Below are 22960 nucleotides of genomic sequence, written 5' to 3'. Positions count from 1 at the left end.
CATGGCAAAACGGGCGCTAGATCCTATCCATAAATGGTTAAGGACGCTAATGCCTTTTTTCAAATAGAGAGGGCGGTGCGGAAACACACACTATTTTGCAGGTTTTGTAGGTCGGGTAAGCGGTAGCGTCATCCGACAATCAGACGTAAATGCCGGATGACGCTGCGCTCATCCGGCCTACGAAAGCGTATTCTGACTTAGCGACGCGTCCAACTCAGCTCGTAATGATAATGCTGTTTATCCAGCAGATATTCCGGCGACACGCTCGGGCTCCAGGAATCATCACCGCCGACACCCATATGGAAACCATCCAGATTCAGCCAGCTCCCGGCTTCTTCAACTAATAAATGGCGATGGGACGTCTCGCGCAATTGCTGCTGGCTAAAGCGGCTGATGTTGAAATGGAAACTCCCACGCCATTGATTATCGCCATATTCCAGCCTTTGAGTGTCGCACCGCAGACCATTTTCGCCAGGGAAAACATACGGCGTGTGCATCTCCTCAAGCGGGCGCTGCCAGTAATCAAACAGTGCAGATTGCTGACGGTCGGGGTAGTTTTCGTGCGGCCCCAGCCCGAGCCAACTGACCTGCGAATCGACGTGGGCAAGCTGGCAGGTTAAACCAATCCGGGCAGGCGGCGGCGTGCCAAACGCCACATCAACATCCACGCTGACATGCAACTCGCCCTGGCAATCAATCCGCCACAGTTTGCGGCTGACAAACAGCGTTTTACCGTCATGCACCCAGCTATGAACCGTGCGCAACTGGACTTCATTGGCCAGCGCTTCGGCTTCGCAGTACTCCAGTTGTGACTCGAGTTGATATATGCCCGCGGCTTTCCAGCGCTCCACCCAGGCATTGGGGTCAATGCGCGTCACTTCGCTTACGCCGATGTCGTTATCTAACGGCGCACGGGTGAATTGATCGTGCAGCGGGTGTAGCAGGGCGGGCTGTTGCGCCGTCCACCACTGATTGAGCAGCCCGGTTTCACGGTTAAATTGCCAGTGGTGGCGGCCAAGGTGAACATTAAAGTGACAAGGGCTGGTTTCCAGACGCGGCGCTTCGCCCGTAAGTTGGGGCACCGATGCATTCAGCGCACCCGCAAGCTGCCATTGATCCCAGGCGCAAATATGACCGGCATCAGACCAGGCGGTGGCGTCGATTTGTTCAACTTTTACCGTCAGCCACACGTCGCCGTTTTGGGTGATTTTCGGCAGGGAATCGAAGATAACGGTCTGCGTACCAAGCGCCGCGATCTCTAACAGCACTTCGCCGTTGGCGAGTGTTTCTCCGGCCTGCGCGATATTCCAGATTAAGCGTTCGTTATCGCTCTGGCGGAATAAATACTCGCTGGAAATGACCAGGCGTAGTGGGGATTCGCGATGCAGTTCAAACTGGAAAAACTGCTGTGCCTGTTGGGCTTCATACAACGCCGGGTGTGGCGTGCGGTCGGCGAACACCAGACCATTCATGCAGAACTGACGATCGTTGGGTTTATCGCCAAAGTCACCACCGTAGGCTGAGAAGGCATTGCCGTTTTCATCGTGTTTAATCAGCGATTGATCGACCCAATCCCAGACAAAACCGCCTTGCAGACGCGGGTGTTGGCGGAATGCCTGCCAGTATTTATGGAAGCCGCCAAAGCTGTTTCCCATGGCATGAGCGTATTCGCACAGGATCAGCGGGCGTGTTTCACCGGGCATTCCAATCCACTTTTTGATTGACCATTTTGGGACCGCCGGGAAAGGCTGATCCTGGTCGACTCGCGCATACATCGGGCAAATAATATCTGTGGCGGCGCTGTCGGCACCTCCGCCTTCGTACTGCACCGGGCGCGTCGGGTCGACGGATTTAATCCAGCGGTAAAGCGCGTCGTGGTTCGCGCCATGGCCGGACTCATTACCCAGCGACCAGATAATAATCGAGGGATGATTGAAATCGCGCTGCACCATTCGCGTGACGCGTTCGGTCATCGCGGGGAGCCACACCGGATCGTCACTCAGACGGTTCATCGGCACCATGCCGTGAGTTTCAATATTTGCTTCGTCGACCACGTACATTCCGTATTTGTCACACAGCCGATACCAGAGCGGGTGATTGGGATAATGCGAGCAGCGCACCGCATTAAAGTTATGCTGTTTCATCAGCATAATGTCCCGGCGCATGGTTTCTGCGTCCATCACCTGGCCATGGATCGGGTGATGCTCATGGCGGTTGGTACCGCGGATCAGCAATGGTTTGCCGTTAAGCTTCAACAAACCTTGCTGGATTTCGACTTTACGGAAACCCACGTCATAGGCTTCCGCTTCAATGATGCCGCCCGCGCCATCCCGTAACACCACCACCACGCGATACAAATGCGGAAGTTCGGCACTCCACAAAAGCGGATTGGCGACCAGGAGTTTCAGCGTCGTGCGGTCGTGATATGCACCACGTTCATCAATAATCTCACTGCCGAGTTTCTGCTGCCTTTCGCCAACACAATGCTCGCCGCGCCACAACTGCACTGAAACCTGCACCGAGTCTGTATTTTCGCCCTGGACTGTGACCTGCGTTTCCAGCACTGCATGGCTGAAATCTTCATTAAGATGCGTACTCACTCGCACATTGCTCAGATGAGTGGCCGGTTTGTGCAACAGCGTGACATCGCGGAAAATCCCGCTCATGCGCCACATGTCCTGATCTTCCAGATAACTGCCATCGCACCAGCGCAATACCATCACGGCGATCCGGTTCTCTCCTGCATGCAGCACATCGCTTAAATCAAATTCAGAAGGCAAGCGGCTGTCCTGGCCGTAGCCAATCCAGGCCCCGTTGCACCACAGATGAAAGGCAGAATTGACGCCGTCGAAAATAATGCGCGTCTTGCCGCTCTCGATCCACGCTTCATTCATATTAAATGTGAGCGAGTAACAACCGGTTGGGTTCTCTTCAGGAACCAGCGGCGGGGTGACGGGGATCGGATAGTTCACATTGGTGTAAATGGGCGCATCAAAGCCGTGCATTTGCCAGTTTGAGGGGACGGGTAAAGTCTGCACATCGGGCAAATCGGCGGCAATCCAACTCTGCGGAACACGCTCTGGCTGAGTGAAATAGCTAAATTTCCAGTTCCCGTTGAGGCTAACGGTACTTTCAGAAACCGTGTCTTTCCGCGCCGCCTGTTCACAACGCCAGCTGGCAAAAGGGGGATGTGCAGGCAGGCGGTTTACTTGCGTCACCGCCGGGTTTTCCCAGTCACGTCGCCCAAGAATTGCAGCCAGTGAAGCCGCGACGGTTGCCGATTTTATCGTCATATCGAATGTTCCTTTGCATATTTGTGATGCGCTCACAATTATCATTAATATGGTTTTTACTCACACAGATGTAAAGCAGCAAAACACGGTCAGGTGAGTCGATTCACAAAATCATTTCAGGCGTGCAACCTGGCGGGCAAGAGCCGTCAACGCGTCGGCTAACGCTTGCGGTGACTCGGTTTCCGAGTGGGGAGCAGCGGTGGTCTTGCGTTTGATAAGCGTCACCGGCAGCACTGTCGCCTGCAAGGGAAGGTCGCCGTTGTGAATCAGGGCAATCAGTCGGTCGACACTGGCAGAGCCCAGCGCTTTAAAGTCCTGCTTGATGGTGGTGAGCGGCGGGATAAAACAGGCGCTGTCTTCGGTATCATCATAACCGACGACCGAAACGTGCTTCGGGACGGACAAACCCGACTCATTGAGCGCACGCAACGCACCCAACGCCATTTGGTCGTTGGCGACCAGCAGGGCGGTGAATGGAGTATTGAGACTGATTAGCGCCAGTGTTTGCAGATAACCGGACAACGAACTCCAGTCGCCTTGCAGCTGTGCCACCGCGTTCAGGTGATGTTTCGCCAGCGCCTGTTGCCAGCCTTGCTGACGCAGACGAGCGGATACCGAATCCTGCGGGCCGCAAAGTAAGGCGACCTGCTTGTGACCCTGCACAACGAGATGTTCCACCGCCAAATGCGCACCCGTGACGGCATCAAACGTAATACTGTGGGTTGCCAGTTCAGGGGAAACATCCACGAACAACACCGGAACAGTGCCGCACATCGCGCGGATAGCTTTTGCCTGCTCATCTTCCAGCGGGATGTTAACGATCAGTCCATCGACTCGCTGGGAAAGCAAACCGTTCACCGCACTTTTACAGGCATTTAAATCGGGCTGCTCAATCATCGACATCACCACGTTAAAGTGAAGTTTGCTGGCCTGAGATTTAATCGCCGCGGCAATTTGCGAAGGGGCATGCAAAGACAAATTACTGGTGACCAGCCCGAGGGTATGGCTCAGTTTCCCGGCCAGTTGCTGCGCGACGCGATTAGGAACGTAATTGAGTTCCTGCATGGCGGTTTCTACTTTACGCCGTGTTTTTTCCGATACATGTTCCGCCTGATTAATGACTCGCGACACGGTCTGATAAGAGACGTTTGCGTGTTTCGCCACATCGTAAAGTGTCATCGATTTAGTTTTCATGGCGGCTTCCTTCTGGCGCTGATGTTCCGGTGTAGGGAAGGCATTATCGATCATTTGCCGCCCAAAAAACGCATTATAGTGAAGACATTCGCTTTCAAGGTATTGAGATGATGACTTTTGACCGACAGGCCTATTTTACACGCATTGGTTTCGATGGCGTCGCAACGCCTGATTTAGAAACGCTGCAACGTATTCATTTACTTCATATTTCCACGATTGCGTTTGAAAATTTAGATGTCCTGCTCGGGCGCAAAATTAACCTGGGGATTGATGACATATTCAATAAACTAGTGGTGGCGGGCCGTGGCGGTTATTGCTTCGAGCAAAATGGTTTATTGCGTGCAGCCCTTGAAGACATCGGCTTTGAAGTCGAGGATTTAGGGGCGCGAGTGCTGATGTCTCTGCCCCCAGAAATGCCGTCGCGCACCCATCGCCTGTTGCTAGTGACGATAAACCAGCAGCGTTTTATTGCCGATGTTGGGTTTGGTGGCAAATCTTTAACGGCTCCAGTGCGCCTCGAAGCGGACATCGCCCAAACCACTCCGCACGGCGTATATCGCTTAACTCTTGTCGAAAACGATTATTTACTCAGTATCCAACATAAAGACGAATGGCAGCCGCTGTACCGTTTCGATTTGAGTTTCCAGTATCCCTCGGATCACGAGGCCGGCAATCACTATGTATCGACCTGGCCTGCGTCCCATTTTCGTCATCATTTAATGCTGTGTTTGAAAAATGTCGATGGAACGATGTTGACACAAATCGACTGGCAATTTAACGAAGGCGAACCGCGAATCATTGAACAGGCTGATGAATTATATCAATTGCTGATGGACAAATTCGGGCTGCGCGTTGACGATAAACGCCACGGTTTCAGCCGCGAAGAGTTTGCGGCCGCGTGTCGGTTTTAACGTTTACCGTAAATGAAAATAGATTAACCAGGAGAATTATTGTGCCGCATATCACTGTAAAACACTTTCCACGTGAACTGACTGACGAGCAAAAACACGCACTGGCTAACGATATTTGTGACGTGCTTAAGAAGCATTTCAGTTCAACGGATGAATCGCTTTCCGTGGCGTTAACGCCAATCGAGAAAGATCGCTGGAAGGAAGAGGTCTACGATAAAGAGATTGCTCCACAGCTAGACACTCTCGCCAAAAAACCGGGTTACAGCCTCTAATCTCATGTTGGAGCCGCTCTCAATAAAGCGAACGGCTCCGCATTCTTAGTTTTTGGTCACATCACTGAGCAGCACCGCAATGCTTTTGCCACCTTCGTTTTGCTCCAGTGCAATTTTCACCGCGATAGTCAGCGGAACCGAAAGCAACATGCCCACAGGTCCCAGCAGCCAGCCCCAAAATATCAACGACAAAAACACCACCAGTGTTGATAAACCCAACCCGCGTCCCATCATACGTGGCTCAATGATATTGCCGAATACCAGGTTTATCGCCAGATAACCCGCCACCACCAGCAACGCTTCATATAACCCACTGAATACCAGAACCTGCGCGACAGGCGGGATTGCGGCCAGAACGGAACCGATATTGGGAATGTAATTAAGCGAGAAGGCGAGCAGCGCCCAGACAAAGGCAAAACGCACATCGAGCATCGCGAGCATGATCCACACCACCAAACCGGTGACCAGACTGATGGCGGTTTTTAGCACCAGATAGCGACTGACGCTATCCAGCGCACGTTGAATCGCTCCCATACCTTCCGCCGGGCGCGACATCAATTGCTGAAGTTTTATCGGCAACTGCGGCACTTCGGTCAGCATAAACACCACGGTGAGCAGCAGCAAAAATATGGATGTCATGGCGTTAGAAAGCTGGGTAATCAGGCTGGTGACGAGCGTCATCGCGGCATTCGGATCGATGTATTTCACCAGTTCATCGACCGAAACGGAAATCCCTGCACGTTGTAACCAGGGTTCCAGCGTTTGCAGCGGAGAAATTAACGACGAGCGATATTGCGGCAGAGTGCGCGTGAGTTCATTCAGCGTGGTGCCAAGATAGGCGAGTAAAAGCACCACAAAACAAACGATCACTGAAATGACGAGCACAATCGCCATCACGCGCGGCACACGGACACGCTCCAGACGGCGAATCATCGGATTGAGGATAATGGCAATAAACAGCGCCAGAATAAATGGCACGATAATCTCTGCGGCTATTTTTATGCCCACCAGAATGATGACAATCATCCCGAACATAATGACGGCTTTTAAACCGCTGAGTGTAATAATGGGTTTTGCCATTATTGATGATCCCGTCTGAATAGAATGTTCCTTAATGGAGCTTATAATACGGGCGAGAAAAGAAGGGGTATACACTTATTTTCCCTGATCCTGAGCGTAAAGAATTGAAAAGGGAAAGCGGCACATCCTGAAATATGGTACAAATTCAGGGTGTTTGACTACTGAGGACAATTTACTATCCGCAACTGATGAGAAGCAACACCGCGGATATGTTGTGAAAATTATGGACATTATGCTTACGAACAAGCTGTTCAGAACGTTACTGACCCATCAAGCCCCATCTTTCTCTTCTGCTTTCTCCCTATCCGGTGAACAACACTGGCGCAACGCGCTATAGATCCCTTTGCCTGGCAGTATCTCGAATAATTTCGGGATAAAAATCACACTTATTTTATTTGGCTTGCAGGCTTTATTAAGCACATTTGCAAGCTGTGGTTAGGCTATTTTCTCTGTCAGGAGAGAAATCATGATCTATTGGATTTTATTAGCGCTTGCTATCGCTGCTGAAATTACCGGCACATTATCCATGAAATGGTCGAGCGTCAGCGATGATAATCTCGGTTATATTTTCATGCTGTTAATGATCGCGCTGTCTTATATTTTACTTTCATTTTCGGTTAAAAAAATCGCACTTGGCGTGGCTTACGCGATGTGGGAAGGGATCGGCATTTTATTCATCACCCTGTTCAGCGTCTTATTGTTTGATGAGTCAATCTCACCGCTTAAAATAATGGGATTGACGACGCTGGTGGTCGGGATTGCACTGATTAAATCAGGCACCAGCACCAAAAAACCACGCACCCCAAAACCTGCGAAGGAGAGGGAACATGCCGTCGTTTGAATGGATTCACGCGTTGTGGTTACTGCTGGCAATCGTGTTGGAAATTGTCGCTAACATCCTCTTAAAGCACTCTGATGGTTTCCGTCGTTTTGGCTACGGTGTGTTGTCGCTGTGTGCGGTGCTGGCCGCTTTTAGCGCGCTGGCGCAGGCGGTAAAAGGTATCGAACTTTCGGTGGCTTACGCCCTGTGGGGCGGTTTCGGCATCATGGCTACCGTGGCAGCGGGTTGGATTTTGTTCGGCCAACGGCTAAATCGTAAGGGATGGATTGGGCTGGTTTTATTGCTGGTGGGAATGGTGCTCATCAAACTGGCATAAAAGCAAAACCGCCCGGCATATTGGCCGGGCGGTGGAATTACTGATTGGCTAAAACTTGTAGCTGGTCACGAAAACCTGTCACTGAAATCGCCCGGTTATCGGCACGGTAACGGTCTTTGGCGGCAGGTGCGGAGCTTTGTACCGCAATCAACTTCCAGCCACTTTCTGTTTTTAACATCAATGGCGAACCGCTATCTCCCGGCAATGTATCGCACTGATGCGAAAGCACGGTTTTTTGCGCCCAACCTGTAACCAGGCAATCGCTGTGGGTATACAGGTCGTCAAGATGATCTTCCGGATAACCTGACTGCGTGACTTTGCGGCTCTGACTTTTAAGCGCTTCAGTGAGTGCGTCGCGATCCCCTTCAAACAGTGGCAACGGGGTAATTCCTGAAGGCGGGTTATGCAAAATAATCAGGCCAAAATCATGAGGTGCGGCACCCGACGGCACAATCCAACCCTCCCCATCCGGTTTCAGGCGACGGCCAAGGGTCGATTCAACTCTGCCTTCAATATCATGAATTTCATAACGCCATTTGCCTTTATTAGAGACAAAACGCAATGCAATGGCTTTATCAGGCTTGCCGCGAGGCGGTTGCAGCAAACAGTGTCCGGCAGTCAGCGCCAGATGAGGGGAAATTAAAGTCGCGGTACACAAATTACCGCTGGCCGTTTCGAGCTGACCAATGGCATCCCAGGGCGGTGTTGCAGGGTCATTAACGTGTGTACGGTCATCCTTACCAAAAAAAAGCGTTTTGACGTCGGCCGCGCTATCGTCATCGGCATGGGAAAGGGCGGGTAAAAAACACAGCACTCCTAACAACATCACAACTTTTTTGCGCATATCACTCTCTGATGGGGCGATTAATTTTGATTTTTATAGAAACGAGATGAATGGTCTAACTATAGACGGGTCGCACAAAAAGTGGGAGTGAAAAGTCATTAAAGCCAGAAGCTTAGCGTAATAATGCCGCAAAGAATGAGCAGCGTGAGGATGATTTCAAAACTATAGCGTCGCAACATCATCCAGACTCCGGAAGTAAACACCCGGCGAACCGGGTGTTTTTAGCCTACGGGTTAACCCCGATAACCTTATGCAGCTGGCTGAGTTGCAGGTTTGGCTGCTTCAGTTTTAGCTACTGGTTTTTTGTGGTGTTTTTTAGCAGCTTGCGCTTTCTGAGCAGCTGGTTTTGTTGCTTCAGTTTTGGTCGTTGCTTTTTTGTGGTGCTTTTTAGCCGCTTGAGCTTTCTGCTCGGTTTGTGCAGGTTTAGCTGCTTCAGTTTTCTTCACTTCTTTTTTGTGTTTTTTAGCGGCCTGAGCTTTTTGCTCGGTAGCAGCTTTTTTGTGTTTTTTGTGGTGAGTGGTTTTTGCAGCTGGAGCATGAGCAGCAGAAGAAGTTGCTGCAGGAGCCGGAGCGGCTGTAGTTTCAGCAGCGAAAGCAGCAGAAGACAGACCCATTGCAGCGGCAACCACCAGAGCTAATACTTTATTCATCTCGACATCCTCGAATTTGTTTATGCCCTTCGTTCTTCAAGTTGCTGGTGTGTTGGCTTCATTTACTCACCCGAATCACTTACCAGAGTAAGCTCATCGGGACTCGATCACTTGCCGCCTTCCTGCAACTCGAATTACTTTGGGTCAATGTTTGAACCCCACTGCGGGGCCGTTGAGATGAACTATAGACTTGTGGATCAAAGGCTTCAGTGAGTGATTGGTATCGGCGTGTAACGGTTTGTACACTGCGCCCGTCATACTTTGAATGGTTGATGCGCTTGCCGCCTTTCTACAATCCAAATTATTTGGGGCGCGGAAAGGCGGGGAACACTAAAGGTAACGCGCTTCTAAATGTTTACGGAAATACAACGGGTTAAGATCTTCGCCGGTTGCATTGGTAATCAACTCTGAAGTGGTGAATCGGCTGCCGTGCTGCCAGATATTCTGGCGTAACCAGTCGAACAGCGCGGTGAAGTTACCTTCTGCGATATCGCTTTCAAGCTGCGGGAGGGCCAGTTTTGCGGAATTGAACAATTGCGCGGCATACATCGCACCCAGCGTGTACGACGGGAAATAGCCAAACGCGCCGTCCGTCCAGTGAATATCCTGCATACAGCCGTTGCGGAAGTTATCTTTGGTCGAAAGCCCCAGCCAATGCTGCATTTTCTCATCCCACAATGCCGGGATATCTTCCACTTCGATATCGCCATCAATCAGCGCACGTTCGATTTCATATCGTAAAACGACATGAGCCGGATAGCTGACTTCATCGGCATCGACGCGAATAAATCCACGTTCAACGCGTTGATTAACGGCAATAAAGTTAGCGGCTTCAAACGCAGGTTGTTTGCCAAAGCGAGTAGTGACCATCGGCAGCAACAGTTTCAGGAACTCTTTACTGCGGCCCAACTGCATTTCGAAGAACAGACTTTGTGATTCGTGGATAGCCGTGGAACGCGCCAGTGCGACGGGTTGGCCGAGCCATTCCCGCGGCAAGTTTTGTTCGTAACGCGCGTGACCCGTTTCGTGGATTACGCCAAACAGGGCGCTAACCAGGTCAGATTCATCATAGCGCGTGGTGATACGCACATCTTGTGGCACGCCGCCGCAGAAGGGATGCGCACTGACATCGAGCCGGCCGCCGTTAAAATCAAAACCCAACAGCTTCATGGTTTCCAGACCCAGCTCGCGTTGGTCCTGGGTGGCAAACGGGCCAGTCGGCGTAACAACTGTTTCTTTCGCTTGTTTATCAACCACTTTTTGCAGCAGCTCGGGTAGCCAGGTGCGTAAATCTCCGAACAACACATCGAGTTTAGCGCTGGTCATGCCGGGTTCGTAGATATCTAACAACGCGTCGTAGCAGGATTTCCCTTTCGCATCGGCACGCAGTTTTGCTTCTTCGCGGCTGACGCGTACCACTTCTTTCAGATTGGTCGAAAAACCCTGCCAGTCGTTGGCCGGGCGTTGGGTACGCCAGCCATGTTCACAGCGTGTGCCGACCAGTGATTTCTCTTCCACCAGGGATGCAGGCAGTAAAATGGCCTCCTGGTACTGGCGCGTCATTTCACGCAAGTTAGCACGCTCAACATCATTCAGGTTTTCTTGAACGGCCGCCTGCAACAGCGTGGCAATTTTTTTATCCGTCAGGATCTGGTGGCGCAAAACGCTGAGTTCAGCCAAAGCCTCGCCTCGCGCGGCACTACCATTGGGAGGCATGTTGGTGAACATATCCCAGCCAGCGATGGCTGAAAGATGCTCAAATCTTGAAAGACGCTGGAAGGTGCGGGTGAGGTGGTTGTAATTTTGCTTTTCCATATGGCCTCGAGAAGAGATGATTTTCGCCTGTGAAAATAGCAAAAAGCATCCACTAAAACGAGGCTGTCAGCCGCTTATTGTGCGCGATGATGCAAACGCGCCCCCACCAGTAATGACAAGACCAACAGCGAGCCGATAAAACTCGCCACACCTGCCCAACCAAACTGGTGCCAGAACACGCCGCCGAGTGTCCCGGCAAGGCTTGAACCCAGGTAATAACTGAATAAATACAGGGAAGAAGCCTGGCCTTTTGCGCGTTTAGCCCGTGGGCCAATCCAGCCGCTGGCGACCGAGTGCGCAGCGAAGAATCCTGCTGAAAAGAGCAGCATTCCCGTAAAAATAACCGGCAGGGGGGAAAACACCGTTAGCAACAGGCCAGTCAGCATGATGGCGGTGGAGAAAATCATCACCGGACCGCGACCCAATTTAGCCGTCATCGCGCCCGCTTTTGGGGAACTCCAGGTGCCGGTTAAATAAGCCACCGATAGCAATCCCACCACCGCCTGGCTTAAATACCATGGCCCTTGCATCAGTCGATAACCGATGTAATTAAACAGCGTCACGAACGCCCCCATCAGCAGAAAACCTTGGGCAAACAGCAGCGGCAAACCCTTGTCACGCCAGTGCAGGCGGAAGTTGATAAACAGTGTTTTTGGCCGCAAAGAAGAAGGGCGGAAATGCTTTGAGGCGGGCAAAATCTTCCAGAACATTAACGCGGAGGCGAGTGCGAAACAGCCAATCGCGGCGACGGCAATGCGCCAGTTAAAGAAATCGGTAATCACACCGCTCAGCAAGCGTCCGCTCATGCCGCCGATGGAGTTCCCACTGATATACAACCCCATCGAAAAGGCCACCACGCTTGGGTGAATCTCTTCGCTCAGATAGGTCATGCCGACTGCCGCCACACCGCTGAGCGACAACCCAATCAGCGCCCGCATGATTAAAATGCCGTGCCAGCTGGTCATCATGGTCGAAAGGAGCGTGCAAATTGATGCCAGCAAAAGCGCTGTTACCATCACGGGTTTACGACCTATTGCATCGGAAAGTGGCCCGGTAAACAGCAGGCCGATGGCTAACATCGCGGTAGAAACGGATAACGAAATACTGCTGCTGGCAGGGGATACACCAAATTCATGCGATAAAACCGGCAAAATGGGTTGGACGCAATAAAGCAGAGCGAAGGTGGCGAGTCCGGCAGAAAATAGCGCCAGTGTGACGCGCATAAACTGAGGTGAACCACGTTTGATAAAGCTTGTCGGCTGGGGCAAAACTCTTTCGTCAACGTCCTGTGCCGGGGCGGTGTTGACGACGGTTGTACGACTCAAAATGGGTCCTTATTGTGCAGGTGTGGTCTCATTCTCAGAGTAGAAAAACATGAATGTTCTGTCTAATATATTAATAATCTCAATTGATATGTTTAAAGTATGAATATCGAACTGCGTCATCTGCGCTACTTTATTGCCGTTGCTGAAGAGCTACATTTTGGCCGTGCTGCCGCACGCTTGCGTATCTCCCAGCCTCCTCTTAGCCAGCAAATTCAAATCCTTGAACAGCAAATCGGCGCGCGTTTACTGGCGCGCACCAACCGTAGCGTTAGCCTGACGGCGGCGGGCAGTCAGTTTTTGCTCGATTCGCGGCAGATTTTAAACCAGGTGGATGCAGCAGCAGGGCGCGCCGCGAGATTGCATCAGGGCGAAACGGGGGAACTGCGTATCGGTTTCACTTCATCGGCACCTTTTATTAAGACGGTGTCCGATAGCCTGTCGACTTTTCGTCGTACTTACCCGGATATTCATCTCCAGATGAGGGAAATAAATACTCGTGAGCAAATCGCGCCATTAAATGACGGTGAGCTGGAGCTGGGTTTGATGCGCAACACGCGCCTTCCGGACACGCTCGCCTGGAGTGTGGTATTGCGTGAACCGCTGATGGCGATGGTACATCGTGATCATCCTCTGGCGGCGTGTTCAGCCATTTCCCTGCAACAACTGGCGCAGGAGCCGTTTGTCTTTTTTGACCCGCATGTGGGAACGGGCCTGTATGACGATATTCTCGGTCTGCTGCAACGCCATGGGATTTCGCCCTACATCACCCAGGAAGTGGGCGAGGCGATGACGATTATTGGCCTGGTGTCCGCAGGATTGGGCGTTTCGATACTTCCGGCGTCATTTAAACGGGTGCGTTTATCCGAAGTAGTATGGCTGCCGTTGAAGGAGGCCGAAGCGCAATCGGAAATGTGGCTGGTCTGGCCGAAACATCGCGAGCTTTCTGCCGCCGCACTTCGGATCTCCGCCTTGTTAACTGAGTCAATTACGGCGTTAAAAGAGCCGTAAATCGGCGGAATATGTGCGGTAAATCACAACCCTGGGTAAATATTTGACTCCTTCACTTGAAGTGTTTCACCATAGCCCAAAGTTTATTTCGCAGCGCGAAAATAAAGGGAGTCGCAAGTGGTTGCTGATAGCCAACCGGGCCATATTGATCAGATCAAGCAAACTAACGCTGGCGTAGTTTATCGCTTGATTGATACCCATGGGCCGGTGTCGCGCATCGATCTTTCTCGCCTGGCGCAACTGGCTCCAGCCAGCATCACGAAAATTGTTCGTGAGATGATTGAAGCCCACCTGGTGCAAGAGACGGAAATTCAGGACCCGGGTAGCCGGGGGCGTCCTGCTGTGGGGCTGATGCTGGAAACGGAAGCATGGCACTATTTATCTGTGCGTATTAGTCGCGGGGAAATCTCACTCGGCCTGCATGATTTAAGCAGCAAGTTGATTGTCGAAGACACCGTCGTGCTGGCGGTGGAAGACACACAACCGCTGGTCGAGCGCATCATCGCGCAAATCGATCAATTCTTTATCCGCCATCAACATAAACTCGAACGCCTCACCGCCATTGCCATCACCATGCCTGGGATTATTGATACCAAGCGCGGCATTGTGCACCGTATGCCGTTCTACGAAGTTTGCGATATGCCGCTGGGCGAGATTCTGGAAAATTACACCGGGGTGCCGGTTTATATCCAACACGACATCAGCGCATGGACGATGGCAGAAGGGCTGTTTGGTGCCTCAAAAGGGGCGCGAGACGTCATTCAGGTGGTGATTGATGATAACGTCGGCGCAGGTGTGATTACCGACGGGCGTTTGCTTCATGCCGGGAGCAGCAGCCTGGTCGAAATCGGACATACGCAGGTTGACCCTTACGGAAAGCGCTGTTATTGCGGCAACCATGGTTGCCTGGAAACTATCGCCAGTGTCGACAGCGTGCTGGAGCTGGCGCAGCTTCGTATGAGTCAGTCTATGGGTTCTATGCTGCATAAACAGCCGCTAACGGTTGAGTCACTGTGCGATGCCGCTTTAAACGGCGACTTATTAGCGAAAGATATCATTCTGGGTATCGGAACCAACGTCGGCCGAATTCTGGCGATCATGGTCAATTTGTTCCATCCACAAAAAATCCTGATTGGTTCGCCGTTTAACCGGGCCGCGGATATTCTGCATCCGGCTATTACAGACTGTATTCGCCAGCAGGCGTTGCCCGCCTATAGCGAACATACTTACGTCGAAAGCACACAGTACAATCACCGTGGAACCATGGCGGGGGCAGCGCTGGTAAAAGACGCAATGTATAACGGTTCGTTATTAATTCGTCTGCTGCAAGGCTAATGTCGAAGGCTTATCCACTAAAAATTGCGCTATCTCAAACTGGTCAAATCACTATTCTTTTAGACTTTCACTCCTGAATTATTCAATTTTTAATCACTTTGAGCATTACCTCGGGAGTTCGTCATGCTTACGCGTTTCTTTATAACGGGTACCGATACCGCAGTCGGGAAGACTGTGGTTTCTCGCGCTTTGTTGCAGGCTCTTGCAGCCAGCGGCAAAAGCGTCGTCGGCTTTAAGCCGGTAGCCAAAGGCAGTAAAGAGACGCCAGAGGGACTTCGCAATAAAGATGCGTTAGTCCTGCAAAGTGTTTCCACTGTCGACGTGCCTTACGAAGCCATCAATCCTATCGCGCTGAGCGAAGAAGAGAGCAGCGTTAGCCACAATTGTCAGATTAACTATTCGCTGCTGTCTGATGGGCTACAACGCTTAACTGCGCAAGCGGATCACGTTGTGGTCGAAGGTACGGGCGGCTGGCGTAGCCTGATGAATGATTTACGCCCATTATCTGAATGGGTGGTTCAGGAGCAATTACCGGTGTTGATGGTGGTGGGCATTCAGGAAGGCTGTATTAACCACGCTTTACTGACGGCGCAGGCCATCGCCAATGACGGCCTGCCGTTGATGGGCTGGGTCGCTAACCGTATCAATCCGGGTCTGGCACATTACGCCGAAATCATCGACGTCTTAAGCAAAAAATTGCCAGCGCCGCTGGTGGGTGAGTTGCCTTACTTGCCACGTGCAGAGCAGCGCGAACTGGCGCACTACATCGATTTATCCCGCCTTAGCGGCGCTTTGATGGTAGACCGTTTGCGGGCGTAACCAGCGCGAAAGTGCTGAAGCAATCACGCATGCCAGCAGTAATCCGGGGAGCAATGAAAACTCCCCGGTCATTTCACACACCATCAGCGTTGACATAATCGGGGCATGAGTAGTAGCCGCCAGAAGGGTTGCCATACCGGTTAAAGCCAGCAATATCGCCACGTTGTCACCGCTCCACGTCCAGATCCCAAACCATTGACCCACGACCATTCCCAGTGCAGCACCGACGAATAGCGTCGGGGTAAATACGCCGCCTGGCGCACCCGAACCGCTACTTGCCAGCACCGCAGCCAGTTTGTAAACCAGAATCCCGGCAACGAAGAGCAATGCCGGAGGCTGCGAAAGAAACGACTGCACTACGCTGTAGCCATTTCCCCAAACCAGCGGCGTGATCAATGAAAGCAGCCCGACCAGCAATCCGCCCAGCGCCAGTTGTAATGGCGGCGTTAAGTGCAAACGCTGGAAAAATTGACTACTTTTCGACATCAACCACAGGAACAGTGGCCCAGCAATCCCGGCTATTAAACCGAATGTCGCCATCAGCAAATATTGGATGGGCTGCGGAGCGTTTAACGTGCGGACCACATATAACAGCGCTTGTTGGTCATTCAATAAATGAGTAACCAGCAAAGCGCTGACGGCGGCAATAACCACCGGGCCGAGTGAGGCGAGCATCAAGGTGCCAAACAGAATCTCTGCGATAAACAAACTGCCCGCCAGCGGCGCGTGATAGGCGCTTGCCATCCCGGCGGCGGCACCGCAGGCCACCCATAATTTCCATTCATCTTTGTTTGAACATCGCTGGGCGAATACCGAAGCAAAAACGGTTGCCAGCAGCACCATTGCACCTTCACGGCCAATGGCGCTTCCGCTGGCCACCACAATCAGCGACGCCGCCGATTTGACCAGGCTTGCGGAAACATCTAACCGACCGTCGCCCGTTTCAATGGCCTCCATATAATCGGTGGGGGCGCAGGGACGCTGACGTGTGGCGCGTTGCCAACTCCAGAGTAATGTCCCAGCCAGTAAACCGCCGAGTGCCGGTGTCAGTAAACGTCGCCATGAGGGTAACGCCGCGGCAGCGGCGACCAGGCTTCCACTGTGGTCGCCCAAAAACAGGCCTTCAAGGAGATACATCGACTGGCGGAAAAGCCAGACCACCACCGCTGAGGCGATGCCAATCCAGACGGCAAAAATAAGCCGTCGTAACATGCCTTTCATGTCGGGGAAGTGGTGTAAGCGGTGCATAGCAAGCATTGTAGGGCGGATAAGCGCAAGCGTCATCCACCATTTACACCATCCGACAACGATGAATTATGGCTGATAAATATTTAACGCCCGACGCGTTCGGCCTGAACTGAGATAATCGGCAATATAATCCTGCGAAATCTCGCCACTGTAACGGCCATCTTCGTCAGTAATGGGCATCCACACCATGTTGTGCTCATAGAGTTTCGAAAGCACGATACGCAGGTTATCTTCGGCGCATCCGGTAATGCGGAACGGGTGCAGGATATCGGCACATGCTCCGGTTGCGCCACGCGCTTCCCGGCGTTTCACGAAACCTAACGGTTTGCCTTCGCTGTCCACCACGGTAATCGAACGCATATCGTTGTCATCCATGGTGGCGAACGCTTCCGGCAGCGGCGTGGATTCGCGAGCGGTAATAGTCGGCTGTTGGTCCGTCACATCCCCGGCCTGAACCAGCAGCAGGCGTTTTAACGTGCGGTCCTGGCCGACAAACGAGCCAACAAATTCATTGGCCGGTTTAGCAAGCAGCTCATCGGGGCTGGCGCACTGCACGATTTTGCCCTGGCGGAACACGGCAATACGGTCGCCTAATTTCAGCGCTTCGTCGATATCGTGGCTGACCAGCATGACGGTTTTCTTCAACTGGCGCTGCATTTCCAGAAATTCATTCTGAATCGTTTCGCGGTTGATCGGGTCGACGGCGCCAAAAGGCTCATCCATCAGCAGCACCGGAGGATCAGCCGCAAGTGCCCGAATCACGCCGATACGCTGTTGCTGGCCGCCTGACATTTCACGTGGATAACGGTTCAGGAACTTGCTCGGGTCGAGCGCCACCATGCTCATTAATTCGCTGGCACGCTCTTTACATCGGGCTTTATCCCAACCCAACATGCGCGGCACCACGGTAATGTTCTCTTCAATCGTCATGTTCGGGAACAGGCCGATTTGCTGAATTACATAGCCAATATTGCGGCGCAGCGTCACGGTATCCAGCTCGTTGGTATTTTTACCGTTAATCAGAATATTGCCGCCGGTCGGGGCAATCAGGCGGTTGATCATTTTCAGCGTGGTGGTTTTGCCGCAGCCGGATGGGCCGAGCAGCACGCACATTTCGCCTTCCGGCACATTCAGGCTGACATTATCCACAGCGTTAAAAGTCTGACCGTTCTTCTGAACAAACTGTTTCGTGAGGTTTTCTAGTTTAATCATTATCGAATCCCCTTAGGAGTCAGCACCAGCTGTAAACGGTGCAATAACCAATCAAGCACAATAGCCAAAACACAAATCATGACGGCACCAGCAATCAACATGCGAATGTCGCTACTTCCGATGCCGTTAAGCAGTAACAAACCCAAACCGCCTGCGCCGATAACGGCAGCGATGGCCATTACGCCAATGTTCATGACCACGGCGGTTCGGATACCGCCAAAAATCACCGGCAGAGCCATTGGGATTTCGACCCAGCGCAGGCGTTGCCAGAACGTCATGCCGATACCGCGTCCGGCTTCACGCAAACCTGGCGGCAGACTGTCGAGGGCGGTGTGCGTGTTACGGACAATCGGCAGCAATGAATAGAGGAAAACGGCCGTGATCGCAGGCAACACGCCAATCCCTTGCCCAACCATGGAAAACAGCGGGATCATCAGCCCGAACAGGGCGATAGAAGGGATGGTCAGCACAATAGTCGCAATACCCAACACGGGTGTGGCGAGCCATTTGTGGCGCACGATTAAAATGCCCAGCGGCACGCCAATCACAATCGCCAGTCCGACAGCTAAAAGCACTAACCACAGGTGTTGCAGCGTTAAACTGCCCAGATACCCTGCGTTATCCATCATATAATTCAACGTTTCCATGATGCCTCCTTAGAGCAAACCTTTCTGTTGCAGGAACTCTTGCGCCACTTTTTGTGGGGTTTCATGGTCGATATCCACTTTGGCATTCAGGGTGGAGATCACGTCGTTGTTGAGCAGGCCGGAGAGGGTGTCCAGGGCATCTTCAAGACCAGGATTGGCTGCCAGCGTCTCTTTGCGCACCACAGGCGTGACGGCGTAACTTGGGAAGAAACCTTTATCATCTTTCAACACTTTCAAATCGAAGCCTTTTACGCGGCCATCGGTGGTGTAAATCAGACCCGCGTCAACGAAGCCATCGCGCACCGCGTTATACACAAGACCTGGGTCCATCTGGCGAATCTGCGGGCGATCGAGCGGCATGCTATAAGCTTGCTGTAACGGTTTCATACCGTCGCTACGCCCGGCGAATTCCAGGTCAAGGCCGAGCATCCAGTTGTTATTCGGGTCAGTTTTGCGAACCTGTTCTACTTTGGCTACCAGCTCCGACATGGTGTTAATGTTCTCTTCTTCAGCGCGTTTACGCTGCATCGCAAAAGCGTAGGTGTTGTTCATATCTGCCGGTTTTAGCCACACCAGTCCCAGTTTCGCATCAAGCTTTTTAACCGTGTCGTAGGATTCCTGCGGACTCATACGTTTGTTGATGTGGTTAAAAATAATCAGCGAGGTGCCGGTGTATTCCCAGGTCATATCGACCTGTTTGTTAATCATCGCGTTACGCGAAATCACCGTGGCGATGTTGGTTTGCGGAGTCACCTGGAAGCCTTTTTTACGCAGGTACTGCGTGGTCATTGCCGACAAAATATGCTGCTCGGTAAAGCTTTTCGTCGCCAGCACAATCGGCTCTGCTTTGGCTGTGCCAGCCAGGAGTAGCGTTGCGGCCAGTCCCGCAATCAGGGGTTTAATGGATGTCATTATTTGCTCCTTTTTATTGTTGTTATTTCGCTGTGTGGGGACTTAAAACACGACCTAAGCCCGCAAGTGCAATATCAAGAATCAGGGCAAACAGGGCTGTGGCGGCGGCACCTAATATCAGGGTCGGGAAATCGTTAAGATATATCCCCGGGAAAATCAGTTCGCCGTAACTGCTGGCACCAATCAAAAATGCCAGTGGCGCGGTGCCCACATTAATTGCCGTCGCAATACGGATCCCCGACAGAATGACAGGCCAGGCGTTGGGTAACTCGACCTGGCGCAGACGCTGCCATTTCGTCATGCCGATACCGTTGGCGGCTTCAATGAGCGAAGCCGGAACGCCGCATAAACCCGAATAGGTATTACGAACAATTGGCAGAAGTGAGGCGAGGAACAGCGCGATGATCGCCGGTTTGTCACCAATTCCGATGAACACCATCGCCAGCGCCAGCACGGCTAGCGGGGGCAGCGTATTACCGACGTTAAATATTTGCATCACGTATTCGGCCCAGCGGCGGGCGGCAGGGCGACTGAGCAGAATGCCGCTCGGGACACCGACTAACAGCGCCAGCGCCATCGAGCTAAACACTAAAATCAGGTGCTGTTGCCCAAGATAGAGCAAATCGACCTGACGGGCTTTGATCGTCTCCGGGCCAATTCCCCAGACGAGCAGCCCGAGCACGACGATCAGTGCCAATGCACCTGCGAAGGCGCGTTTAACGAGTGATGAATTTTGCATTGCAGTGTGTCTCCCTGTTGCACGTGTTATAGCCACCGCGCGGGTCGCCTGTTGTTATGCCTTGTGTCGGCAGGGTGTTTTGACCTATAGCAACGTGACGGGAATGATTCCAGTTTATGTGGAATTTAGCAGGCTTATGATTTCTGGGGGAATAACAGGTTTGGCCTTGTGCCGCCTCGCTTGAGGAGGAAGGTAAAGAATTGTCTTAAAATGGATTGATAGAAGTTACGGTGTAACTTTGATTGTTTTGGTAAGTGTCGGATGTCGCTACGCTAATCCGACCTACGAGAGATGATTTTAGAGGGTGGATGACATCCACCGCTTCTCAGATTCTTAGGCGTGTAGTTCTTTGGTTGCGACCGGAATCAGCAGGTCTGTGCGCCAGTCAGCAAGGGTGATTTGGGTTAGCTCACCTAATGCCTGATAAAACGGGTGTTCGGCATGGGCGATAAACAGCTCCAGAAAACGCCCGCTCCACGGCAGAATGTGCCACGCCAGCAGTTCATCGACTTTCTGCTGCAAGCCTTCTTCAGCAAGCCAGGCCGCCAGCATCAATAACAAACCAATGTGATCTTCCGGTTCATTGCTCTCTTGCTCATTGGAAATATCGTTTTTGCGCATCCAGCGGCGCAGTTCCAGCATTGAATCGCCAAACAAGACACTTTCTTTATCGAGATAAACCGAACCCCACGGGGAGGCAGGCAATGCGTAAGGGCCAATAAACAGGCGTTGCCAGGCTTCGCTAAGTGATTCTTTCGAATAATCCAACCCGTCGGTCATGCGTTGTGCAATCGCTGCCAGTTCATCGTGCTGCACTGGCCATTGCTCGGCCCATTTCGGGTCAGCCAGTGAGGCGTATAGCGAGGCGACGTCCCGGCTTTTTGGTTCTTGATAATAAAGCGCACCCAGGACTCTGCCTGTCAGGGCGATGGTCGCCAGGCGTTGTGTTGTTGCCGACGTACTTTTAGACATTCTTTTCTTCCTTAATTGCGCGGGTTTTCCCGCGCATTTTGTACCAATTAACCAGCCACCGCCATGCCGACGGTCATATGCAGGCCATAAAAAATCCCGCGACCAATACATTCACCGACAACGATGAGGATAAACCCTATCAACAAGCCAGGAGTTTTAGGCTGAACACGGCGTAAAAGCGGGCAAATCCAGCAGCCTAAACCGAGCGCTAACAGTGCGATGCGCCAGACCTGAAGCGAGGCGTAATCAGGAACCAGGGCGCTGGCATGCTGAACGGAACTTTGAATCGCCGAGAGTTCACTGCCTTGCAGGACGATAATCGCCACCGCCACAAATAACGCCAGCACGCTCAGCGCAGCGAGTTTTATGGGGTGGAAGGAATAATCGACGGCGCGTAACAGCAAAGTCCCAAGCAGCGGGCCACCCAGCACCACGGTGGTAAAGAAACTCAGCGTGGTATAGCTATTGTGCCAGGTCGGAACGGTGTCAATCTGGTAAACGCGAGTCATCGCCCAGACAAAAACCAGCCCCAAAACCATCGTTGCGGCAAGCCATATCCGGCCAATCGCCAGCGGCATTTTCTTCAGTACGGCTATCAGCCACCAGAAACCGCCCACCGCGAAGAACACGGAACCGCTGGCAATTTCATTGCTCAGAGCCGACTGTCCAACGCGATTGAGCGAATTAAACGCCCGTAGCGGAGAACCGAGGTGCATGACCGATGCCAGAAACGCAATGCCCATCAGCACCCAGATAAAGAACATGGAGCGAACCATTTTTTGCTGTAACTCGCTATTATTACTCGCCGAGTTCCACGCCAGCCCCATCACAATGACGGCTCCCACCACGCACTGGCCCAGTACGGTAAATAACACTAACGGCCATTCATGCCATCCGCTTCCCATCTTAGACCTCCAGAGGATTGGCCAGATAACCGGTTTTATCCCCACAAGGGCGGCTGTTGGCGTTGGGTTTAATAACAATATTGGGTTTGGTGAAATGTGCAGAAGGCAGTGGCGCGATTGCCGCCTGGTTGCCATATTTTTGACGCAGTTCAGCAATCGGAGCCATATCCAGAGCACGAAGCGGGCAGGATTCGACGCAAACAGGTTTCTTGCCTTCCGCGATGCGTGAATAGCAGCCATCGCATTTGGTCATATGGCCTTTCTCCGCATTGTATTGCGGCGCACCGTACGGGCAGGCCATGTGGCAGTAGCGGCAGCCAATGCAAACTTCTTCATTCACCACCACAAAACCATCTTCACGCTTGTGCATCGCGCCGCTCGGACAAACCTTGGTACACGCCGGGTCTTCGCAGTGGTTGCAGGCGATCGACAGGTAATAAGCAAACACGTTTTGCTGCCAGACACCATTGTCTTGCTGCCAGTCGCCGCCCGCATATTCATAAATGCGGCGGAAACTGACATCCGGGCCTAAGTTTTTGTAATCCTTGCAAGCCAGCTCGCAAGTTTTACATCCGGTGCAGCGGCTGGAATCTATGTAAAATCCGTATTGGGTTGTCATTCG

At 52.3% G+C, this 22960-nt stretch carries 24 protein-coding genes; 8 read left to right on the top strand and 16 right to left on the bottom strand.

Features of this window, described 5'->3' with window-relative positions; genetic code table 11:
* Positions 1-197: 197 nt before the first annotated feature.
* Together DY231_RS13400 and DY231_RS13395 are read right to left on the bottom strand one after the other, a co-directional pair.
* Positions 198-3293 (bottom strand): beta-galactosidase, encoded by a 3096-nt coding sequence (locus DY231_RS13400; protein ID WP_115628989.1) that lies wholly within the window; start codon positions 3291-3293, stop codon positions 198-200.
* 111 nt (positions 3294-3404) lie between these two features.
* Positions 3405-4487: a LacI family DNA-binding transcriptional regulator gene (locus DY231_RS13395; protein ID WP_115628987.1), complete on the bottom strand. Its 1083-nt coding sequence runs from the start codon at positions 4485-4487 to the stop codon at positions 3405-3407.
* A 110-nt stretch (positions 4488-4597) separates the two neighbouring features.
* Here DY231_RS13395 and DY231_RS13390 point away from each other — a divergent pair, with 110 nt between their 5' ends.
* Positions 4598-5398, top strand: coding sequence for an arylamine N-acetyltransferase family protein (locus DY231_RS13390; protein WP_115631844.1), 801 nt, complete (start codon positions 4598-4600; stop codon positions 5396-5398).
* A gap of 41 nt (positions 5399-5439) precedes the next feature.
* Positions 5440-5670, top strand: coding sequence for a tautomerase PptA (pptA, locus tag DY231_RS13385; protein ID WP_115628985.1), 231 nt, complete (start codon positions 5440-5442; stop codon positions 5668-5670).
* A 45-nt stretch (positions 5671-5715) separates the two neighbouring features.
* Here pptA and DY231_RS13380 read toward each other — a convergent pair whose 3' ends face one another.
* Positions 5716-6750, bottom strand: a complete 1035-nt coding sequence (locus DY231_RS13380) for an AI-2E family transporter (protein ID WP_034495008.1) — start codon at positions 6748-6750, stop codon at positions 5716-5718.
* 223 nt (positions 6751-6973) lie between these two features.
* On the opposite strand from DY231_RS13380, the gene DY231_RS25745 reads away from it, so the two are divergent.
* From DY231_RS25745 to mdtI, 3 genes are all read left to right on the top strand, one after another.
* Complete coding sequence (locus tag DY231_RS25745; RefSeq protein WP_502305911.1) at positions 6974-7087, top strand: protein YdgV; 114 nt, start codon at positions 6974-6976, stop codon at positions 7085-7087.
* Between the two features lie 126 nt (positions 7088-7213).
* Positions 7214-7591: a multidrug/spermidine efflux SMR transporter subunit MdtJ gene (gene mdtJ, locus DY231_RS13375; protein WP_172588734.1), complete on the top strand. Its 378-nt coding sequence runs from the start codon at positions 7214-7216 to the stop codon at positions 7589-7591.
* On the top strand, positions 7578-7907 hold the full coding sequence (gene mdtI / locus DY231_RS13370; RefSeq protein ID WP_115628981.1) for a multidrug/spermidine efflux SMR transporter subunit MdtI: 330 nt from the start codon (positions 7578-7580) through the stop codon (positions 7905-7907). The genes mdtJ and mdtI overlap by 14 nt, the downstream gene beginning before the upstream one ends.
* A 37-nt stretch (positions 7908-7944) precedes the next feature.
* Here mdtI and DY231_RS13365 read toward each other — a convergent pair whose 3' ends face one another.
* From DY231_RS13365 to ynfM, 5 genes are all read right to left on the bottom strand, one after another.
* Positions 7945-8751: a trypsin-like serine peptidase gene (locus tag DY231_RS13365; RefSeq protein WP_115628979.1), complete on the bottom strand. Its 807-nt coding sequence runs from the start codon at positions 8749-8751 to the stop codon at positions 7945-7947.
* A gap of 98 nt (positions 8752-8849) precedes the next feature.
* Positions 8850-8930, bottom strand: coding sequence for a small membrane protein YdgU (gene ydgU / locus DY231_RS25740; protein WP_458573714.1), 81 nt, complete (start codon positions 8928-8930; stop codon positions 8850-8852).
* A 69-nt stretch (positions 8931-8999) separates the two neighbouring features.
* Positions 9000-9401, bottom strand: a complete 402-nt coding sequence (gene asr / locus DY231_RS13360) for an acid resistance repetitive basic protein Asr (RefSeq protein ID WP_115628977.1) — start codon at positions 9399-9401, stop codon at positions 9000-9002.
* Positions 9402-9731: 330 nt separating this feature from the next.
* A complete protein-coding gene (locus DY231_RS13355) occupies positions 9732-11216 on the bottom strand; it encodes a carboxypeptidase M32 (RefSeq protein ID WP_115628975.1) in 1485 nt (494 codons plus the stop codon).
* Positions 11217-11290: 74 nt separating this feature from the next.
* The gene (ynfM, locus tag DY231_RS13350) at positions 11291-12541 is read right to left on the bottom strand and encodes a multidrug efflux MFS transporter YnfM/SxtP(Kp) (RefSeq protein WP_115628973.1); all 1251 of its coding nucleotides are present in this window, start codon (positions 12539-12541) and stop codon (positions 11291-11293) included.
* Positions 12542-12640: 99 nt separating this feature from the next.
* Here ynfM and ynfL point away from each other — a divergent pair, with 99 nt between their 5' ends.
* The 3 genes from ynfL to bioD all read left to right on the top strand — a co-directional run bounded on the left by ynfL (position 12641) and on the right by bioD (position 15703).
* Positions 12641-13549, top strand: a complete 909-nt coding sequence (ynfL, locus tag DY231_RS13345; protein ID WP_115628972.1) for a multidrug efflux transcriptional activator YnfL/SxtR(Kp) — start codon at positions 12641-12643, stop codon at positions 13547-13549.
* A 117-nt stretch (positions 13550-13666) separates the two neighbouring features.
* The gene (gene mlc / locus DY231_RS13340; RefSeq protein WP_115628970.1) at positions 13667-14884 is read left to right on the top strand and encodes a sugar metabolism global transcriptional regulator Mlc; all 1218 of its coding nucleotides are present in this window, start codon (positions 13667-13669) and stop codon (positions 14882-14884) included.
* A 123-nt stretch (positions 14885-15007) separates the two neighbouring features.
* Positions 15008-15703, top strand: coding sequence for a dethiobiotin synthase (bioD, locus tag DY231_RS13335; RefSeq protein ID WP_115628968.1), 696 nt, complete (start codon positions 15008-15010; stop codon positions 15701-15703).
* Here the strand turns inward: bioD and clcB are convergent.
* The 8 genes from clcB to DY231_RS13295 form a co-directional block, all read right to left on the bottom strand.
* On the bottom strand, positions 15656-16951 hold the full coding sequence (gene clcB, locus DY231_RS13330; protein ID WP_115631843.1) for a voltage-gated ClC-type chloride channel ClcB: 1296 nt from the start codon (positions 16949-16951) through the stop codon (positions 15656-15658). The genes bioD and clcB overlap by 48 nt on opposite strands.
* Positions 16952-17017: 66 nt before the next feature.
* Positions 17018-18163 carry an osmoprotectant ABC transporter ATP-binding protein OsmV gene (osmV, locus tag DY231_RS13325; RefSeq protein WP_115628966.1) on the bottom strand — a complete coding sequence of 382 codons (1146 nt, stop codon included), beginning with the start codon at positions 18161-18163 and terminating at the stop codon, positions 17018-17020.
* Positions 18163-18810 (bottom strand): osmoprotectant ABC transporter permease OsmW, encoded by a 648-nt coding sequence (gene osmW / locus DY231_RS13320; RefSeq protein WP_034495020.1) that lies wholly within the window; start codon positions 18808-18810, stop codon positions 18163-18165. The genes osmV and osmW overlap by 1 nt, the downstream gene beginning before the upstream one ends.
* Positions 18811-18819: 9 nt before the next feature.
* Positions 18820-19722 carry an osmoprotectant ABC transporter substrate-binding protein OsmX gene (gene osmX / locus DY231_RS13315; protein ID WP_115628964.1) on the bottom strand — a complete coding sequence of 301 codons (903 nt, stop codon included), beginning with the start codon at positions 19720-19722 and terminating at the stop codon, positions 18820-18822.
* A gap of 22 nt (positions 19723-19744) precedes the next feature.
* Positions 19745-20461, bottom strand: a complete 717-nt coding sequence (gene osmY / locus DY231_RS13310) for an osmoprotectant ABC transporter permease OsmY (protein WP_115628962.1) — start codon at positions 20459-20461, stop codon at positions 19745-19747.
* Positions 20462-20794: 333 nt separating this feature from the next.
* Entirely contained in the window at positions 20795-21433 is a 639-nt protein-coding gene (dmsD, locus tag DY231_RS13305; RefSeq protein WP_115628960.1) for a Tat proofreading chaperone DmsD, read from the bottom strand.
* A gap of 47 nt (positions 21434-21480) precedes the next feature.
* Positions 21481-22338: a dimethyl sulfoxide reductase anchor subunit family protein gene (locus tag DY231_RS13300; RefSeq protein ID WP_115628958.1), complete on the bottom strand. Its 858-nt coding sequence runs from the start codon at positions 22336-22338 to the stop codon at positions 21481-21483.
* Between the two features lies 1 nt (position 22339).
* Positions 22340-22957, bottom strand: a complete 618-nt coding sequence (locus DY231_RS13295) for a DMSO/selenate family reductase complex B subunit (protein WP_034495025.1) — start codon at positions 22955-22957, stop codon at positions 22340-22342.
* Positions 22958-22960: the final 3 nt, after the last annotated feature.

This window comes from Buttiauxella agrestis, from assembly GCF_900446255.1.
GTDB lineage: Bacteria > Pseudomonadota > Gammaproteobacteria > Enterobacterales > Enterobacteriaceae > Buttiauxella > Buttiauxella agrestis.
This window is presented reverse-complemented; position numbering and strand designations above follow the sequence as displayed.

Bases quoted from the DNA above. Each gene is read 5' to 3' on its own strand.
- DY231_RS13400 (WP_115628989.1), bottom strand. From the start codon at position 3,293: ATGACGATAAAATCGGCAACCGTCGCGGCTTCACTGGCTGCAATTCTT.
- DY231_RS13395 (WP_115628987.1), bottom strand. From the start codon at position 4,487: ATGAAAACTAAATCGATGACACTTTACGATGTGGCGAAACACGCAAAC.
- DY231_RS13390 (WP_115631844.1), top strand. From the start codon at position 4,598: ATGACTTTTGACCGACAGGCCTATTTTACACGCATTGGTTTCGATGGC.
- DY231_RS13380 (WP_034495008.1), bottom strand. From the start codon at position 6,750: ATGGCAAAACCCATTATTACACTCAGCGGTTTAAAAGCCGTCATTATG.
- DY231_RS25745 (WP_502305911.1), top strand. From the start codon at position 6,974: ATGGACATTATGCTTACGAACAAGCTGTTCAGAACGTTACTGACCCAT.
- mdtI (WP_115628981.1), top strand. From the start codon at position 7,578: ATGCCGTCGTTTGAATGGATTCACGCGTTGTGGTTACTGCTGGCAATC.
- DY231_RS13365 (WP_115628979.1), bottom strand. From the start codon at position 8,751: ATGCGCAAAAAAGTTGTGATGTTGTTAGGAGTGCTGTGTTTTTTACCC.
- ydgU (WP_458573714.1), bottom strand. From the start codon at position 8,930: ATGTTGCGACGCTATAGTTTTGAAATCATCCTCACGCTGCTCATTCTT.
- asr (WP_115628977.1), bottom strand. From the start codon at position 9,401: ATGAATAAAGTATTAGCTCTGGTGGTTGCCGCTGCAATGGGTCTGTCT.
- DY231_RS13355 (WP_115628975.1), bottom strand. From the start codon at position 11,216: ATGGAAAAGCAAAATTACAACCACCTCACCCGCACCTTCCAGCGTCTT.
- ynfL (WP_115628972.1), top strand. From the start codon at position 12,641: ATGAATATCGAACTGCGTCATCTGCGCTACTTTATTGCCGTTGCTGAA.
- bioD (WP_115628968.1), top strand. From the start codon at position 15,008: ATGCTTACGCGTTTCTTTATAACGGGTACCGATACCGCAGTCGGGAAG.
- clcB (WP_115631843.1), bottom strand. From the start codon at position 16,951: ATGCACCGCTTACACCACTTCCCCGACATGAAAGGCATGTTACGACGG.
- osmV (WP_115628966.1), bottom strand. From the start codon at position 18,163: ATGATTAAACTAGAAAACCTCACGAAACAGTTTGTTCAGAAGAACGGT.
- osmW (WP_034495020.1), bottom strand. From the start codon at position 18,810: ATGGAAACGTTGAATTATATGATGGATAACGCAGGGTATCTGGGCAGT.
- osmX (WP_115628964.1), bottom strand. From the start codon at position 19,722: ATGACATCCATTAAACCCCTGATTGCGGGACTGGCCGCAACGCTACTC.
- osmY (WP_115628962.1), bottom strand. From the start codon at position 20,461: ATGCAAAATTCATCACTCGTTAAACGCGCCTTCGCAGGTGCATTGGCA.
- dmsD (WP_115628960.1), bottom strand. From the start codon at position 21,433: ATGTCTAAAAGTACGTCGGCAACAACACAACGCCTGGCGACCATCGCC.
- DY231_RS13300 (WP_115628958.1), bottom strand. From the start codon at position 22,338: ATGGGAAGCGGATGGCATGAATGGCCGTTAGTGTTATTTACCGTACTG.
- DY231_RS13295 (WP_034495025.1), bottom strand. From the start codon at position 22,957: ATGACAACCCAATACGGATTTTACATAGATTCCAGCCGCTGCACCGGA.